A 19,511-nucleotide genomic window follows, 5' to 3' on the forward strand; every position below is an offset into this window, starting at 1 on the left:
GGCTTGTTACTTTTAAGGATTTATTGCCGGCTTACTCTATAAATAACGCCATTGGTATCATCACCCACTAGCAAGGATCCATCTGTGTGAACAGCTAGTCCTACCAGTCTACCAAAATGAGCACGATTGTTATCTACAAGAAAGCCCGTTAGGAAGTCGTCAAACCTTACCGGCTTTCCATTTTCAAAATGAAGTCTCACCACTTTATATCCAACAGGTTTACTTCTGTTCCACGAGCCCCTCATAGTAACAAATGCATCATTTCTGTATTCTGCTGGAAACGCAGATGAAGTATAAAATACCATTTGCATAGGAGCTGCGTGAGCATCATAACTAAGCGATGGTAAAGTGGTCATGGCTAAATACTGTTGGAATGTAGCATCTCCCGGAGGAGGTTGAGTACCAGGATTATACTTTCCTTCATCATAGATGTAAGGCCAACCATAGAATGCGTTCTGCTTGATAAGGTTAACTTCCTCTTTCTGTTCATTGTCGCCTAACCAATCAATACCATGATCCATACCCCAGAATTCATTAGTTTCCGGGTGCCAGCCAAACCCAATGGTATTTCTCAGTCCCTTGGCATAAATGCTCATATTACTGCCATCAGCATTAGCTCTTACAATCGTAGCATTCATTTCATTAGGCTCATCACAGGAATTACAAGTACTTCCGACTGTAATGTACATCATCCCATCGGGACCGAATCCTAAGGTACGGTTCGGATGTTGTCCTCCGTCGGGAAGGTTGCTGATGATCATTTGAGGTTGCCCTAAAGTTCCGTCAGCATTGATATTTGCAGTATAAACTTCTCTTACAGCAGCTATATACATTTTGTTATTACGTATTGCTAGTCCATGCGCTTGTTTTATGGTTGCTACAATCTGTTTCACCTCCGCAATACCATCATTATTATTGTCTTTTAGCATTAATACAAGCCCAGCTTCACGGTCGGAGGCATAGACTGTGCCATTGCTATTAACCACAAGGATTCGTGGTTTACCTAATTGTTCGGCAAATTTGGCTACTTTGAAGCCTGCCGGTACTTTCAGCCGACTAACGTTTTCGGCAGTCGCCTTAACAAGGGCCGGACGAAATACATAACCGCTAATCTGGGCTGAAGTTGTTTCTTCTTCTGTTTCAGGAACAATAGTATCCCAGAAGCTGTCGCCATCTTTTTTACAGCTGTAAACCGCGCTTGTAAGCAGGAGTATCACTCCGAATGCACGGATTAAATTTGTTTTCATGTTAGATATTTTTTAAAAGTGTAATCAGGGGTTCAATACTACCTTAACGCAATCGTCTTCTTTCTTTTTAAAGATGTCATATGCATGAGATGCTTCACTAAGAGGTAGCTTGTGGGTAATAATATCGTCAAGCACAACTTTTCCTTCTTTAACCAATTCAATTAGTTCGTCAATATAGTTCAGAACCGGTGCTTGTCCCTGCTTTATGCTAATTCCCTTGTCGAACATCCGATGAACTGGGAAATTGTCAAAAGGAGTTCCATAAACACCAACTATAGTAACTGTGCCTCCGCGTCTTACTGCTTTAAAGCAGTTCTCAATTACTTTGCTGGTTCCTTTTTCAAAGTTTATGGTCGCTTTGAATTTCTCGAAGATGGTACGCTCAGCTTCAAAGCCTACCGCGTCTACACAAACATCCGCGCCCCGGCCTCCGGTCATTTCGCGAATAGCCTGGATAGGATCCACATCATGAGGGTTTATTGTTTCTACATTGTTTACTGCACGGGCTTTTTCCAACCGGTAGTTTAGAGGATCGATGGCAATTACACGGCTGGCTCCTTTAATCCAGGCTGCTTTCTGAGCCATTAATCCTACCGGGCCAGAACCGAAAATAGCAACAACTTCGCCGCCTTTCATTTGCGCCCAGTCAATTGCAGACCATCCAGTAGGAAATATATCGGTTAGGAAAAGTACTTGATCGTCGGTCATGTTATCAGGAACAATCCTGGGACTAATATCAGCATATGGCACTCTTACGTATTCGGCTTGTCCACCTGAATAACCCCCATACAAATCTGTATACCCAAAAAGGGCACCGCCTTTTCCGTCCATTAGGTCTCCTTCAGGACCGTAATATTCATAATTTGAGTTCTCGCAATGCGGAGAGGCCCCATGAGTACAAAAAAAGCACTGACCACAGGCAATAGGGAAGGGAACAACCACTCGATCTCCTTTTTTAAGACGTGTTACTGCTGACCCCACCTCTTCAACAATGCCCATAAACTCATGGCCCACGATCATATCTTTAACCTGCGGAATACCACCATCATAAATATGGAGATCAGACCCACAAATAGCCGTGGAAGTTACTTTCAGGATCACATCTCCCGGATCTTCAATACGAGGGTCGTCGACTGTTTCAACCCTGATATCTCCAGGTTTGTGAAATACTGCTGCTTTCATAGTAAATTTTTTCTTTTAGATGTAATGCTTTAACAGGTGATAGTCAGTGTAGTTCTGATTAATTTTAATCTGTGGTCTTTGTTGCAGGGTAGTATTGTATGGCTTCTTATTAAGAATCCTATGTGCTTTAATATAATTGGATTTAAGAAAATAATGAGATCGTCTCACTCACAATCACTGGTAATAGAAGGCCTGTTGGGGAAGGGCCAGCTACACATTGAAACTTTTTTATTACACTTAACTGGAACCATAATGCTTTTCTGATTTTTTGCTTTTTTTGCTTTCTTCTCAAACAAATGTTTAAACATCGTTTATTCTTTATAATTTCAGCCCGTAGTAAGAAAATGCTGATCAATTTATTCGTCACCTTCACCAATCCAATTTTTAATGAGTTTTCAAACGCGAATTAATAACTGGTTCAAAAAATTTAGAAAATATCTGTTGTTTTATCGGGATGGATATTTTGAATTACCATATTTGTCCAATTCTCCCGAGCTCATGATCGAGTCCCTTAAGCGGGTTCCTTTCACAAAACACGACCCATCTAACAACACCATTCAAACTAAGAGTATCTTCTCAGAGGGAACCTTTTACTATCGTAAAATTTCCGACGGCCTCTGGGTTTTAGTATCGGAAATCACGTTTAAAAAACACGTTGCAACCAAAGCATTAAAAGATAAGGGGGGATGCGATTACTATTTTCTTAATCACTTCAGATATAGTAGCAGGACCAGGGGAATTACAATAAATGGCCTCACTATTCCAAAACAAGGTTGGTCAATTTCTAAGCCGGGTACGGAAGTAAATAGCTATTTCAATCCAGGAGACAGCGGTGTTTTTATTAACATCGCTTTCAATGAGGAATGGCTGAAAAAAAATATCCGCTGGGATAAAGACAGCGAGTTCAGCAGCTTTAAAAAGTTTATTGATTCGAATAATACATTTAAGACTTGGGCCGATATCATTCCGGAAGGAAATAATCTTACAAACAATTTGTTGAATTATTTGCGCTCGGAAAATGAAAGCCTTGGCAATATTCAGCTAAGTATTGTGTGTCTTCAGCTTATTGCAAGTTTCCTTGCAAAAGTTTCAAAAAGCAATTATTCTAATGCTATGACTACAACCGAGGCAGACAGGAGGTTGTTAGCGAAGGCAGAGAAACTAATTACCGATTCGGTTACGCAACGGTTTCCAGGAATAGATACCATTGCCGCTGCTGTAAGTATAAGTCCGACAAAGTTAAAAACGATCTTCAAAGCCACGTACGGCGTTACTATGTTTCAGTATTATCAGGATAAACAAATGAAGGCTGCCACAGAACTTCTTAATGAAGGACGCACTGTAAAGGAAGTAGCTCTGATGATGGGATATGACAACCAAAGCAACTTTCGGGCTGCGTTTAAGAAGCATTACGGATACAATCCTTCTAATCTTTAAGGTTGATCTTCAGGGCAATAGTTAAATAAAGTCTTTTCTAACTACTTAAATGTCTTATCTAACTAAGCCATGAGCTGCCTTTGTTTCATCTTTGTTCAGTGACCAAGGGGAACAATCTATCTAAAACAATTTACTAAAATGCCTGTTATGGACTTGTCTCTCTTAAAATAATTAATGCTTTTAACTTATAATAATATAATAAATATCTACCATGAATTAAGCAAGCTTACATCTACCGTGAAAGCGATGCGCTCAAACTAATTCAACATAAAATTAAAAAAAACAAAAGGGTCAAGACAATAAGTCTTATGACGTGCAGCCCTGCAGCTACCTATGCCTCCGCCTCAATTCAAGGATACTTTCACATGAAGTTTCTGAAATGATATGAGCCGGAGGTTTTTCTTATCGAAATCTTTATATATTTAGCTAAAAATATAATGTATGATAGACGATAACCAAATCTTACACAAGCCATTCAGTGCAAGTATCAATATTTCAAAGATTGAGTACCCTGTTTCATTCCAGTTTAAGATAGGAACCTTTGCCAATGATTTTATAGCCACAGATGCTTCAGGCCGCACAATTGCATTTGTCCGTCAAAAGATGTTCAAATTCAAAGACGCGATAATGATCTATTCTGATGAAAGCAAAACCGAGCTACTTTACCAAATTAACGCGGATAAGTGGATTGACTTTAATGCAAGCTATTCCTTTTCGGATGGAAATGACATTCCATTAGGAAGTGTTGGGAGAAAAGGTATGAAATCCCTATGGAAAGCCAGTTACCAAATATTTGATGCCAGCAAGGTTTCTGAGTTTAATGTACGTGAGGAAAATCCCTGGGCTAAAGTTTTTGATGCCCTACTTTCGGAGGTTCCATTTTTGGGACTGTTCACAGGATATTTCTTTCATCCTAAGTACACGGTTGCTAATGAAAAAGGAGTGTTAGTTGCCCGCCTATCCAAAGAATCTTCATTTTTCGGAAGGAAATTCAGGTTGGATAAATTGGAAGATCTAGAGCCCGCTCAAAGTGAACGCATAATTCTTGGTCTTATGATGATGGTTTTGTTGGAAAGAAGGAGAGGGTAGATTATTACGCTTCCTCCTCAGGAAAGTTCAGGAAATCAAACTTGATATTTCCTGAACTTAAATAAATTGCGTTACACGCATTTGGCTATGTATATTGTCTCGATGGCAACTAAAATTAGCTTGCATACAAAATAAGCAAACTGAAAAAGGGCTGAATGCCCTTTCTGATCATTAATAAAAAGAACGATTATGTAATGCAAATATGGATGGTCATTATTAGCTCAAAATTAAGGTAATGCTATGAAATTTGTAAACTTGCTTTCTCTGGAGTATTAAAATAAACTACCACGCCAATTGCGTCCTCCGGTATTTTGAGCTTCTTCCATTTACGTAAAGTCTCAATGAAATGCTCTTACAAGAAACCTAATTGTTGTGAATTTTAAAAATTGCCCACATAATTGATTTGGAAATTACTTAATATTAATTCAAAGAAATCGACTAATTTAGACTTTCATTTCTGACCAAGTTGAGCCGATTTTGATGAGACTGATTGTTAAGTTATTTGCTTGTCCTGTATTGTTTCTACTATTATCTAACCTTGCAGGATTTTCACAAGACATTCAGTTTAAACATATCTCCTTTAGAGAGGGCCTCGCTCAAAGCCCTATTTCTACTATTTTCAAAGACAGTAAAGGTTTTATCTGGATTGGTAACTGGAAAGGATTGATCCGCTATGATGGCTATGAGTTTAAAACATTTAGTCACAAGGATAATGACAGCAGCAGTCTTAGTAATAACCGCGTGAACGCCATTTGCCAGGACAATGAAGAAAGGCTTTGGGTTGGTACCTCACATGGTTTAAACATTTATGATAAAAGAAACGAGACTTTCAGAGCTGTTGGAATCCAAAAGCAAGTCAAAGGAGGCGCTAATTACATTTCCTCGGTTATAAGGGATGAAATGGGAAATATTTGGGTAGGATCTTTTGGCGGAGTAAAGCTAGCAGACCCAACTCGTTTCACCGTTTCGGATGTTGAATCTTTTCGTTTTCAGAAGGATCTATATTCCGGGGTCGTTTTCACCTTATTTAAGGGTAAGCAAAAGCAAATTTGGGCAGGTACAAGAAAAGGGGTACAAACGTTTGATCCTGCAACAAAGAAGGTGCTTATGCTGCCAGAAGTTCTAAGGAAAAATGAAGCGTTGTCTAACGCGAAAGTCCTCGTCATCACTCAAGACAAGAGCGGAAATATGTGGTTCGGAACGGAAAGCTCGGGGCTCTTTAAATACGATAAAGAAGGTAGATCTCTTATTCAATACCAGCAAAGCGATCAGGGGGTAGGCCTGGCCTCCAACTGGATCAAAGGTTTACTTCCATTACAGGATAATAAGATCTGGATAGGCACCAGAGCAGGATTGAGTATATTCGATCCTTTAAAGAACACATTCAGCAATCACCATCATAGCCCTTTTAACACAAAGAGTTTAAGTGATAATACTATCTGGAGTTTTCTTGCCGATGATGCAGGAAGTATCTGGGTAGGTACTTTCGCCGGCGGGCTGAATATTTACAATCCATTAAATGCAAACTTTCAAAATATCGGAGAAAAATTAGGCCCAGGTATCGGGTTAAGCAATAGTGTAGTTAATGCAATCATTCCGTCAGGAGATGGAGGTTTTTGGACAGGAACACATAGCGGAGGCCTTAACTATGTTAATCCTAAGAAAGGAGAAAGTCGTAGCTATTCCATAAAAATGTATCCGAACCGCTCAAGCAATTATATCAAAACTTTAGCAGAAGATGGTAAAGGGAACATTTGGGTTGGTACTCTCGATGGATTGGCTTTATTCAATAAGGAAAGCAAGGAAACGAAGTATTTTTCATTTCCAGTAGAGGGAGCTAAGTTAAGTGGTAGTCTTGTTAATTTCGTTTTGCCCGACCGAGAGGGCGTATGGGCCGGTACAAACGGCTCGGGCTTACGTTTTAGAGCGCACGACGGTACTGTAATAACCTTTCAGAAATCCGAAGACAGGTACTCCATCGCAGATAACTTTGTAACTGCACTATTAAAAGACGCTAAAGGGAATTTATGGGTTGGTACCCAAGGTGGATTAAGTTATTTTGATGTGAGGCAGCAAAAGTTCACTCGCCGTTACCGGAAAGCGAAGGAGCGCTCTCTTAGTCATAGTACTGTCCTTTGTCTATTTCGTGATCGAAATCAACGCTTATGGATTGGGACGGAAGGCGGCGGATTAAATTACTTCGACCCAGCCTCAGAGTCTTTTTATTCCATCAATCAAGGCCTTGGTTTAAGTGATAATGTCGTCCATTCAATTATAGAAGATAATTCAAAGAATATCTGGGTGAGTACCGATGATGGCTTATTTAAAATACACTTCAATAAGTTTGTCGTGCCCTTTTCCAGGAAGAATGTTGAGGTAACTCAGTATACCGCAAATGATGGATTAGCAAGTAATCAATTTCTGACCAACGCGGCAATTAAAACAAAAGATGGGAAGCTGTTTTTTGGGGGTATTAACGGACTAACATCCTTTCATCCCGAAAAGATCCTCAAAAATAATTACAAACCTTTAGTGGTCCTTACTGATCTTCTAATTAAAAATAAGAAGGTAAACATCGGTGACGAGAATCAAGTTCTTGAGCATTCAATATCCGAAACTTCTGATATTACATTAGAGTACGACCAGGGCTTTATAACCCTTCGCTTTGCTGCTTTGAATTATGTAAATCCAGCTAATAATCGCTATGCCTATAAGTTGGAAGGATTAAAAAGAAATGATGACTGGAATTATTCGGGTACAAATAATACTGCAAATTACACCAATCTGGAGCCAGGGACCTATACCTTCAAGGTAAAGGCCGCCAATAACGACGGAATTTGGAATAATGAACCCACCGTCCTGAAAATAAAAGTATTGCCGCCTTTGTGGCGTACATGGTGGGCTTATCTACTTTACCTGATAACAATTACGATTGTTGCCACCGTAATCCTGCGGTTCCTTAAAATCCGCTCGGATCTGGAGCGGAACCTTTATTTTGAACATCGCGAAAACGAGCGTCAGAAGGAGCTATACCAGCAGAAGCTCGATTTTTTTACGAATATCTCTCACGAAATCAGGACTCCCTTAACGCTTATCGTTGGCCCACTTGAAAAGGCATTAGGAAGTTTAAGGAATAGTCCTTCGATTTTTAACCAGCTGAATATTGTAAGAAATAATGCCGAGAGACTGATGCGCCTGGTGAACGAGCTACTTGACTTTAGAAAAGCAGAGTCGGGCAATATGAAACTGCAGTTCAGTGAGTGTGATATTCAGAAATTTGTTGCAGAAATATTCTTGTCTTTCAAAGGCTTGGCGGCCACCCGTAATATTCATTATATGCTTATCCCAATCGACAAGCCTATCAAGGTTTATTTTGATAAAGATCAGTTGGAAAAGGTGTTATTCAATATTTTGTCAAACGCCTTTAAATTTACACCAGATAATGGGAAAATTACCGTAAAGCTGGAGGTTCATAAAGAAGTTGAAAGGGAATGGGTGAATATCATTATTTCTGATAATGGAAAGGGTATTCCTGAAGAGTTTCATGAGAAGCTTTTCGAAAACTTTTTCCAGGTAGAAGGCCGCGACTTTAGCATTGGAACAGGCATAGGACTTGCCCTGTCTAAAAGTATAATGGAACTTCATAAAGGCTCCATAAAGGTTAAAAGTCGTCTTCAGCAAAATGATAAGCCCGGCGAAACAAGCTTTACTGTTACACTTCTAATTGGGAAAGAACACCTTGAGAACGAAGTACTTGTTCCCGCCTATATGAATAGTGATAATGCAGATTTGTATCAGGTACAATCGGCGATAACAGAATGGATTGAAGATGATGTGAAAGTACCAGTTGAAAAACGGCATACAGTGCTGGTAGTAGAGGATAATGAAGATGTAAGACAGTTTATCAAAGATGCACTTAATTCACAATATCATATCCTTGAAAGTGCTGATGGTGTGGAGGGACTTTCTGCTGCATTTGAGAATATTCCTGATCTTATTGTTAGTGACGTTATGATGCCGAAAATGGATGGTCTTGACTTTTGCCGCAGAGTAAAAAATGACGAACGTACAAGTCACATTCCTGTGTTATTGCTTACTGCGCGTACAGCTTATATTCATCAGGTTCATGGCTTTGATAAGGGTGCTGACGCTTATATAACCAAACCATTTTCAGTACAGATCCTGCAATTACAAGTACGTAATATACTGGCATCGAAGGATGCTTTACGTCTCAAATACTCCTCACAGCTTATACTTCAGCCGCAAAATTTTACAGTAGAATCACCTGAAGAAAAATTCCTTCAAAGATTGATGGAAATAGTGGAGAAGAATATGGAAAGCGCAGAATTCGGAGTCGCCGACCTGGTAGATGAAATAGGAATGAGTAAAACTGTTCTCTACAAAAAAGTACAAGCTCTTACCGGTATTTCCATAGGCGATTTTATCAAATCTATCCGGCTAAAGCGCGCAGCTATGCTCCTCCAGCAAAATAAAATTGGAATTGCAGAAGTAGCCTACTCTGTAGGATTTAATGATCGTAAGTATTTCAGCAAGGAGTTTAAGAAACAATATAACTTATCACCCTCCGAGTATATTCAGCAGTTTAGTCCCGAAGAAGGTTAATACCCCAAAAATATTTTTCTACCCCTAAAAGCGGAAATCTGAACCCTTCCTCCTGCTTTAGTTAAATGCTTTTTTGTACTGTTCTTAACTGAAGATCTGTGATTGTGTATCTGCCTAACAGCAGGTACTAAGATTTGAAGAAGATCAAAAGCATTGCTCAAACTAAATAATTAACCATATAAACTAAATTTCATGAGAAAAAACAACCTCGCAGCTGTTGTAGCTGCCGCTATTCTTGCGGCTGTTAGCTTATCCTGTAAAAAGCCACAGACAGCGATCCCAGAAGATTTAACTGATTCTTCGAAGAACTCAAGCGGTAGTAAAGTCTCCGCTATAACGGCGCTCACTGCTATAGATAATATGGGAACAGGGTTTAATCTTGGGAACACTTTTGATAAACCAAGCCATTCTACTGATCCCAATAACATTAAGCCTATAATCGACCTTTATTATAATGCCGGCATGAGGCATATGCGTATTCCTATAACCTGGATGGATGAATTTACCAGCAGGCTAGCTGATGCCAACGGAAATCTTAATACCAATCACACGCGGTTGGCTCAATTAAATTCAGTAGTGGATTATGCACTCGGCAAGGGGATGTATGTAGTGATCAATGCTCATCACGAACATTGGCTTAAAGACAGTTACGATGGCTCTTCAAATTATAATACAAAGTTTACAACTTTATGGACGGGCATTGCGAATTACTTCAAAAATAAGTCAGACAAGTTGATGTTTGAGGTGCTCAATGAACCTGAAGGTAAGTTCGGGCAATGGGGAACATCAACTTTACCTACCAATAGTACAGCTATAAATCTAACACGACAGATCAATAAAGTGGGTTACGATGCAATCCGGGCAACCGGAGGGAATAATGCTACAAGAGTGATTATGATTTCGCCGAATGGACAGGCAAATGATGGGCAGCTGGACGATGTTTATCCTGCCAAAGCCGGTCTTCCAGGCGCAGGTAACGATCTCTATTTAGCTGCTCACGTTCATTCCTATGATCCATGGAACTTTTGCGGGCAGGAGGGAAGTAATTCCAACTATCCAGGCAGACAAGCTTTCATTAATGACATTAATACTACCGCCAGCCATGCAGGTGCTTTAGGTATCCCGGTAAATTATGGAGAATTTGGTGCGGGGAGAGTAAGTGCAACAGTATCCCAGAGAGATTCATGGCAGGTAAGGGAGTATTACCGCACTATGCGTACAACCATGCTTTCTCATGATATGGCTCCCACTGTTTGGGATGACAGAGGGTGGTTCTCACTTATTTCCGGATCAGGAAGCTCTTATAATTTCGTGAATTTTATCGTTCCGCATATGATGGCCGAATCTTTACTTGGCAAAACAGTAATTCTGCTTGGAAATAACTCAAAGTTTGTAGACGGCAAAAGTGGAAGTGCACCGATGTGGTGCAATTCAACGACAATAGGCAATTCTGAAGAGTTCCTTATTGAAGACCGGGGAAACGGCAAAGTAGCACTTAAAAGCTCCGGTTTCTACACCTCTTCGGAGAATGGCGCTACTACAGGGATGAATTGCAACCGTACTTCAGTAGGTGCAACGGAAGAATTCTGGGTGGTTTATCTTGGAGGTAATCAGATGGCCTTGATGGGCAACAACCAGAAGTTCGTTACTTCCGCAAATGGAACCTCGGTAATGACTACAACTTCTTCCAGTATTGGGGGCTGGGAAAAATTCAACTACACTGTTCAATAAGAATTAAATAACAAGATATGGTTTGAGGAAGGCGTCTGAAACAGACGCCTTTTTGGATAGAACTATACCAGTATTCAGATGAAAAAAGCCCCGGAACAATCATCAGGACGTTTTTACCCCTATTTTGGGAATCCAGGCACCCCTGTTTCCCCCGGTTGCAGTACATATTTGTCCAACCAATATGAACGAAGTATGAACAAATTTCAACCGATCACACCAGAAGGAATCAGACGTCACTATGTCGCACAGGTCACGTCTTAAGAAATTTCCTAAGCATTAAAAACTGAATTTTTTTAAGGTCTAATCAATTATTAACATGGAATTTTTTTACAAGAGATCCATTACTCTACTCATTTTGATCTTCAGTTCTGTGGCCGGAACTACCTTTGCTCAAACGCTCAGAGTAACCGGACTTGTAACAGACACTAAGGGTGAAACTTTACCTGCAGTAAGCATTAAAGTAAAAGGCAGTAACACCAGCACAGCAAGTGATATTAATGGGAAGTATAGTATCAGTGTTCCCAACGCAAATGCTGTTCTTGTATTTAGCTTCGTTGGATTCGAAACGCGCGAGATGCCAGTAGCCGGAAAGAGTACTATTAATGTTGCCCTTCAAACTACAAGTAAAGACCTTCAGGAGGTTGTAGTTGTGGCTTACGGTACACAGAAAAAATCCAGCTTAACTGCTGCTATCTCTACTGTTAAAGGCGAGGAAATACTAAAGTCACCAACATCTAACGTCACTAATAGTCTTGCTGGTCGCTTACCGGGCGTAACCGTTATTCAACGGAATGGGCAGCCGGGATTAAATGCTGCAGATATCAGGATCAGAGGGGTAGCCACTCCGTCTAACTCCTCTGCACTGATTTTTGTCGACGGGGTAGAAAGGTCTTCATTTGGCGACATTGATCCCAATGAGATCGAGTCGATATCTACACTAAAGGACGCATCAGCTACAGCGCTTTATGGTATCAGAGGAGCAAATGGAGTGGTTATTGTAACCACCAAAGCAGGTAAGGCTGGCCCTCCAAAGATTTCTTATAGTTCTAATGTAAGTATTCAAACGTATACCGCTATACCTAAGCAACTTAACTCCTATGATAATGCCCGTTTGATGAACGAGGCAATGGCCAATGATGGGCAAGCGCCACGCTGGACCGATGTGGAACTAGCCAAGTTTCAGGATGGCTCAGATCCTTATGCCTACCCTGATGTTAACTGGTTTGATTATGTTACAAGGAAATATTATCCTCAGACACAGCATAACCTGAACGTAAGTGGAGGTACAAGTCTTATAAAGTATTTTGCTTCAGTAGGATATCTTTTTGAAGATGGTATTTTTCGCGATCTTAAATCGCCTTACGGTTACAAAACAGCTCCTTCTTACAACAGGTATAACTTTCGATCCAATGTCGACTTTAATTTCACTAAAGACCTTACGGTTGGAGTAAGGTTGGGAGGCCGCTTAGGTAAGCGGTATCAACCTGCCGGGCAACGGGCATCCAGTGGTACCTTTAGTTACGACCACCTTCAGGGCATCATCTCCCGCATATTACAAACACCGTCATTTGCTTATGCTCCTGAATTGCCGGGAGGCCTTATTGCAGGTAATACCGACGTAGGTACAAATGTGTGGAACCCGCTGGCGGTATTAACTCGTTGGGGATATCGTGAAGACGAAAATAATGCTATCGAAAGTGTATTTAACCTGAATTACAAACTGGATAAGTTGTTACCCGGATTGGCGTTCAAAGGGTTATTTTCTTATGATTCTTATTTCAACGGAACAACGCGACGCAATGCTACCTGGGCAGAATATCTCTATAACCGGCAAAACGGCCAGATCTCGCTTAACTCTAATGGCACTCGTATAAACGATGAGCCTCCTGGCTCACTACTTGCTGATTTCAGTGGTAACGTAAATACTAATATCCAACTGGGTTTCAATTACTCACATAGCTTCGGCAGGCACAATGTCGGTAGTATGCTACAGGGGGTAAGGCAGTTGAACAGGACCGACCGCGATGGGGCTACCGATGCAGCACCCTTTGCGATGCAGGGTATAGTGTCAAGGACAACCTATAATTATGCAGAGAAATATTATCTGGAGTTTAACCTTGGCTATAATGGTTCAGAGCAGTTCGCCGGTTCCAAAAAATATGGTTTCTTCCCGGCTTATTCTGCAGGTTGGACTATATCAAAGGAGGATTTCTTTAAAGATCAAAAATGGGTTGATTACCTAAAGTTCAGAGGATCCTACGGTAAGGTTGGGAATGATAACATTGGCAATAACCGCTTCCTGTTTCTTACCCGTTATGAAACTACTGCAGGTGGTATTGGTTTCGGCTACCCTGGTCAAATTACCTCCACCCGCACTGTTAACCTGGCTCAACTTGGAAATCCAGGGGTAGAGTGGGAGACCGGTACTAAACGTAACTTTGGTTTTGAAGGGCGTTTTTGGAGAAACAGGGTTTCCTTAACAGCCGATATTTTCGACGAAACCAGGTCCGGAATACTTTTCCAGAGAAGCTCATCTCAAGGAAGCGGTATCCTTACATTCGGAGAAGATTATCCGGCTATCAATATCAATAAAGTTTATAACAAAGGATATGAAGTTGAACTAAGCTTTAATGATCGCTCTGGAAATTTGGGTTACGGTATCAGCTCTCAGCTATCTTTCGCCAGAAATAGATACGAGTATGCTGATGACCCTTCCAATACTCCAGACAACCTTAAGAACACTGGTCAGCGCATTAACCAATATCGTGGCTACATCACCGAGGGATTTTTCAATAGTGTTCAGGAGGTGAATGAATATATGACCAAAATAACGCCTATCGGGGGAGTAAGGCCGATTCCGGGAGATTTAAGATATCGCGATATGAATGCGGATAATAAAATCGATCAGGAAGACCGTGTACCTATCGGATATTCTAATGTCCCTGAGTATAATTACAGCATAACTCCAAATGTATCCTGGAAAGGTTTGTCGCTGTCGGTAATGTTCCAGGGCGTTGCAAATGTAAGTTCAGATGTAATTCTGACTGAGCAGAATAACGGTTTTCAGATGTATGAGCATCAGCTGAACCGTTGGACGGAAGCTACCAAAGCCACAGCAACATGGCCCGCATTACATTTCCGTGGTAATGGCTATTACAATTACCAGCTAAATGATTTCATTCTTCAGAACGCCTCCTATTTAAAACTAAGGAACGTAGAGTTTGCCTGGACGCTGCCTAAGAGGTGGATACAACCTGTTAAACTAAGTTCTGCGAGACTGTTTGTTAACGGGCAAAACCTGCACACCTGGACTAAATTCAAAATGTATCTTGATCCCGAGCAGATTAATACCTACAATACCGAGTTCTCCAGACAATCAATTTATCCATCATCCCGAATTTACAACGTAGGGGTTAACCTTCAATTTTGATTATATGAAAAGGTTATATACATACGCAGCCTTCGCGCTTGCGCTTGCCTTAACATCCTGTAACGATAACTACCTTGATCGTGCACCCGAAGTAGCGCTTCCGGAAAGTGCTGTCTTTGCCAATCCTACACTTGCCGCACAGTTTGCAGATAATGCCTATAATTTTCTTATTGACGACTATGCCAGGCTTAACGTCCATAGAGGCATTTCCGGTCAATTTTCAGATGAAGCTGTCTCTGCAAATAATGATGTGGCGGTTCGTACCATTAACTCTGGCGACTATCAGGCTCACGCCTATAGTGGTGTCACTAATGACATCCTTACTGTCTATGTTGATTCATACAAGGGCATCCGGATAGTAAATCAAGTTCTGGAACATTTAGATCAGATTCCTTTTCCTACTAGCGGCCGGGATCTGAGAAAGGAGTACCGTGGGCAAATGCATTTCCTAAGGGCATTTTATTACTCTGAGCTAGTGAAGCGCTTTGGAGGTGTGATCTTCGAAACAAAAGCTGAGGCCGACCCTAATGCTGATATTAGCAAGCCAAAAAGTACTTTCGATGAATGTGTAGCTTTTATTCTTTCAGACCTTGATATTGCAGATGCAAACCTTCCTCTTGAGTATCAGGATTCTGAGTACGGACGGGCAACCAAAGGGGCTGCTTATGCACTACGCGCACGATTACTGTTATTAGCCGCAAGTCCTTTACATAACCCTGAGAATGACCGGGCTAAATGGTCTGCTGCTGCTGCTGCCGCGCGCCGTTTGATGGTTGATCTGAATAATGAAAGGACTGTTCCTTATACACTCACAGGAACAGACTATAATCAGTTGCTTAATTATGCAAGATCTGACGAGTATATCATGATCAAACCGCGCAATGCGAGAAGCCGTGAGGGAATGTTAGTAGATTTCGTTATGTCGCCCCGCTCAGGGGGAGCTCAAGGCACCTTAAATCCTTCTCAAAACCATGTGGATCTGTATGAGATGCAGGCAACTGGTTTACCTATCTCAAATCCTGCATCAGGATACTCAGCACAAAACCCATATGCTGGCCGCGATCCCAGGTTCTATGCTAATATCTTGTATAATGACCGCCCATGGCAAGGATGGAGGATAGATATGTGGTCTCAGCACCCAACCGAGTCTGACTTTGTAGAAGGTAGCGTAAAGCATACTGTTACCGGCTATTACTGCCGCAAGTTCTGGCCTGAAGCTTACAAGGCTAACGCTACTAACCAGGCTTTTATCAACTATATATTTTTCAGATATGGTGAAGTACTGCTTAATTATGCGGAAGCGCAAAATGAAGCATTGGATGCTCCAGACGCGAGCGTTTACCAGGCTATAAAGCAGATAAGAGATCGTGCAGGAATGCCTGAACTGCCTGCAAGTCTCACTAAAGAGGAGATGAGACAGCGCATACGTAACGAACGGGCAGTTGAGTTGGCCTTCGAAGACATTCGATGGTATGATTTGCTCCGGTGGAGAGCAGCCGATGTAATTACCCAACCTATGCGAGCCGTCAGGGTAACAAGGAACAGTAACGGCAGATTTACTTATACATGTATCACGCTTCCTGAAAGTTACCAGAAAAGGCACGAGAGTTATATGGACTTATATCCCTTCCCACGAAATGAGGTCTATAAAAGTAACGGGAAGTTGATTCAGAATCCGGGATGGTAATCAGGAATTCTTAAACGCAGTACAATGAAATTCAAAGTTATAATCTATATCCTGCTGTGCAGCTTCTTTTACAGCTTCAGCAGCAAAGCTCAGAATGCTGCCAAACCTATCAGTGTGTCAGGTAAGGTAGCAGATGCGGATGGAAAACCATTGGAAGGAGTAAACATTCTTATCCAGGAAAAGAAAACAAACACAGTAACGTCGACCGACGGAAGTTTTGAGATTAGCGCCCTTAATACAGATGTTATCATCCTTAAAAAAACCGGATACATCACCGCAGAGCGTCGTGTGCTGGATGGTAAAGATCTACGTGTTACCCTACAGCAAGCTTTAATAGATGCCGGCGACGATGACAATGTCTTTATCCCTTTTGGGGTTCGCAAAAAAAGATATGTTTCCGCCTCTATAAGCACAGTTGCAGGTTCCGACCTTCCAAAGCTTCCTTTATCGTCGTTACCAAATACTTTGGCTGGAAGATTGCCGGGACTGTATGTGCAGCAGATGGGTTCTCGCCCTGGTATTGATGATGCATCCTTCACTATTCGCGGTCGCTCATCTTATAACAGTAATCAGCCTCCTCTTATCCTGGTTGACGGGATTGAACGGAGTTTTGATAATATGGATGTGAACGAGGTAGAAAGCATCAGCGTATTAAAGGATGCTGCCTCCATTTCCTGGTACGGAATGCGCGGAGCTAATGGTATTATTTATGTAACAACCAAACGTGGTAATCCTTCTGCAACCCGTTTCACATTTGATGCGCAGGGAGGTGTGCAAACGCCGGTATACACATCAAAAACACTTGATTCTTATACCTATGCGTCCTTATATAACCAGGCGCTGGCTAATGATGGAAACGCACCTTTATATACAAGTACGCAACTAGATGCCTATGCCACCGGCTCAGACCCTCTGCGCTATCCAAATAACAATTACAGTAGTATGTTTCTGAAGGATGCGTCCAGTGTGCAGCGATACGTTGCAACAGTAAGCGGAGGGAATGCTTTTGCCAGGTACTACGTATTGCTTAATCACATGAATCAGAATGGTTTGTTTGATAATGCCCGTACAGATAAGTACAAAACAAATGCAAATTACCAGAAGTATAACTTTAGGACCAACCTGGATCTACACATCACTAAAACTCTCGACGCTACGATCGATTTTGGAGGTCGCTCAGAAGTGATAAGATATCCATCTTCAGGTGTTCAAACCTTTATGGAGACTATCAATACCCTTCCTCCAAATGCCTTTCCATTAACCAATGCCGATGGTTCCTACGGTGGATCAGATCTATTCAGGAATACCCCCCTGGCAATGCTCCAAAGCAGTGGTAATATTAACGACCAGTCAAGAACCCTGCTCGCTACTATCAGCGCTAAGCAGAAACTTAACTTCCTGCCTGGCCTGTCGGCTAATATTCTTTACAGCTACGACATTATAGGAACCTACCAGTATGGAATAAGACAAACCTACGAGATCTTTAGTCAGGCCACAGATGGTACATACCAGAGGATTGGTACCGCAGAGAATGGCCCGATAGAATACCGGGATAACACCTTCGGAGGTAATCTCCGTAATAACGAGTTCTGGTTTGGATTTGACTATGACAACACCTTTGGCAAGCACGGCGTTAATTTCTCGACCAGACTTCATCGCACGGTTCAGGCTGCTCCCAATGTACTTGAGACACGTCATGAGGGCATATCCAATCGCTTGTCGTATGTTTACAAATCACGTTATTTTGCTGATTTCGTTGCTGCTTATACCGGATCTGAAAGATACGCTCCAGGCCGGAGGTTTGGTTTCTTTCCTGCAGTCTCAGCTGGCTGGATCGTTTCAGATGAAAGTTTCTTCAAACCTGTTTCTTCTGTACTGAACTACCTCAAGTTTCGCGGCTCATATGGTATTGTGGGAAGCGACGATATGGGTGTCAGGAGAGGAGCTTTCAATGACTTCTATAATCGCACAGGTACTGGCTATAATTTTGGAACAGGCTATAGTAATGCAAATGGTGCCGCCGAGATCAGTTTAAGTAATCCTTTTCTTACCTGGGAAAAGGCTAAGAAATCCAGTATTGGTTTAGATGCGCGTCTTCTTAAACAAACCCTAAATATCTCTTTTGATTACTTTAATGAAGACAGAGAAGACCTGCTGACTAACGACTTATCACCTCGGGTCCTTGGAATTGGTCGCATTCAGGTAAACAAGGGAGAAGCAAATTATAAAGGTTTTGAAACAGCAGCAAGCTATGTCAGAACTGTTAATAAAGTAACGTTTGCATTAAATGGAAACTTTACCAGGGTGAAAAGCAAGATCCTTGCATTGAACGAAGCTCCGGGATTACCTGCTTACCAGAGCGAAATTGGTCGTAATGTAGGGCGTTTAGCACTGTTCAATCGCGAAAATGATGTAGACTATCAGCGTATGTTCCTGGTATCCGACGGACTTTTCCGCACACAGGAAGAGATCGACAACGCACCTTCCCATACTTTTGGTGGAGGCGCAAGAATTGGAGATATCCGGTATAAAGATATGAACGGCGATAACAGGATAGATGCCAACGATATGGTCGCTTCTGATTATGCCGATATGCCCCGTTCTTACTACGGTTTCGGACTCTCCCTTAAGTTCAAAGGATTTGATCTCTCTGCAAATTTCCAGGGCGTTGAAGGACGCACCGTTTCTATAGCTAACATTGTAAATAGCGGCACTAATAATAATGGCTATATCAACCAGTTCTCCGCACAGAGATGGACGGCGGAAACTGCAGAAACTGCTATTTACCCAAGGCTTTCTATCGCTAACAGATCTAATAATACTCAGGCGTCCGACTTCTGGCTTCGCTCGGGTGATTATATGCGCCTGAAAGTAGCAGAGCTTGGTTATAGTTTCCCAGCGGAAAGTATTTTACGAAACAATCGCATCCGTGCGCTAAGATTCTATCTTACCGGATTCAATTTGTTAACCTTTAGCTCTTTGAATAAATTAAACATAGATCCCGAAATGCCTACTTCAGGGTATAATGCCTCTTATCCTTACGTGCGGACATTTTCAGCTGGCCTTAACCTAACTTTCTAAATCC

General features: G+C 41.6%; 9 protein-coding genes. 7 read left to right on the top strand and 2 right to left on the bottom strand.

The window, feature by feature from the left end; genetic code table 11:
• Nucleotides 1-20 precede the first annotated feature (20 nt).
• Together J4N25_RS13180 and J4N25_RS13185 are read right to left on the bottom strand one after the other, a co-directional pair.
• A complete protein-coding gene (locus J4N25_RS13180) occupies nt 21-1,247 on the bottom strand; it encodes a PQQ-dependent sugar dehydrogenase (RefSeq protein ID WP_207420111.1) in 1,227 nt (408 codons plus the stop codon).
• Between the two features lie 24 nt (nt 1,248-1,271).
• The gene (locus J4N25_RS13185; RefSeq protein ID WP_207420112.1) at nt 1,272-2,429 is read right to left on the bottom strand and encodes a zinc-dependent alcohol dehydrogenase; all 1,158 of its coding nucleotides are present in this window, start codon (nt 2,427-2,429) and stop codon (nt 1,272-1,274) included.
• A gap of 387 nt (nt 2,430-2,816) precedes the next feature.
• On the opposite strand from J4N25_RS13185, the gene J4N25_RS13190 reads away from it, so the two are divergent.
• The 7 genes from J4N25_RS13190 (at nt 2,817) to J4N25_RS13220 (ending at nt 19,507) form a co-directional block, all read left to right on the top strand.
• Nucleotides 2,817-3,866, top strand: a complete 1,050-nt coding sequence (locus J4N25_RS13190) for a helix-turn-helix domain-containing protein (protein WP_207420113.1) — start codon at nt 2,817-2,819, stop codon at nt 3,864-3,866.
• A 441-nt stretch (nt 3,867-4,307) separates the two neighbouring features.
• Nucleotides 4,308-4,955: an LURP-one-related family protein gene (locus J4N25_RS13195; RefSeq protein WP_207420114.1), complete on the top strand. Its 648-nt coding sequence runs from the start codon at nt 4,308-4,310 to the stop codon at nt 4,953-4,955.
• 480 nt (nt 4,956-5,435) lie between these two features.
• A complete protein-coding gene (locus tag J4N25_RS13200; protein WP_207420115.1) occupies nt 5,436-9,578 on the top strand; it encodes a hybrid sensor histidine kinase/response regulator transcription factor in 4,143 nt (1,380 codons plus the stop codon).
• Between the two features lie 192 nt (nt 9,579-9,770).
• On the top strand, nt 9,771-11,309 hold the full coding sequence (locus J4N25_RS13205; protein WP_207420116.1) for a glycoside hydrolase family 5 protein: 1,539 nt from the start codon (nt 9,771-9,773) through the stop codon (nt 11,307-11,309).
• 316 nt (nt 11,310-11,625) lie between these two features.
• On the top strand, nt 11,626-14,739 hold the full coding sequence (locus J4N25_RS13210) for a SusC/RagA family TonB-linked outer membrane protein (protein ID WP_207420117.1): 3,114 nt from the start codon (nt 11,626-11,628) through the stop codon (nt 14,737-14,739).
• A 4-nt stretch (nt 14,740-14,743) separates the two neighbouring features.
• Nucleotides 14,744-16,426: a RagB/SusD family nutrient uptake outer membrane protein gene (locus J4N25_RS13215; protein WP_207420118.1), complete on the top strand. Its 1,683-nt coding sequence runs from the start codon at nt 14,744-14,746 to the stop codon at nt 16,424-16,426.
• 24 nt (nt 16,427-16,450) lie between these two features.
• The gene (locus J4N25_RS13220; RefSeq protein ID WP_207420119.1) at nt 16,451-19,507 is read left to right on the top strand and encodes a SusC/RagA family TonB-linked outer membrane protein; all 3,057 of its coding nucleotides are present in this window, start codon (nt 16,451-16,453) and stop codon (nt 19,505-19,507) included.
• Nucleotides 19,508-19,511: the final 4 nt, after the last annotated feature.

This window comes from Desertivirga brevis (genome assembly GCF_017355835.1).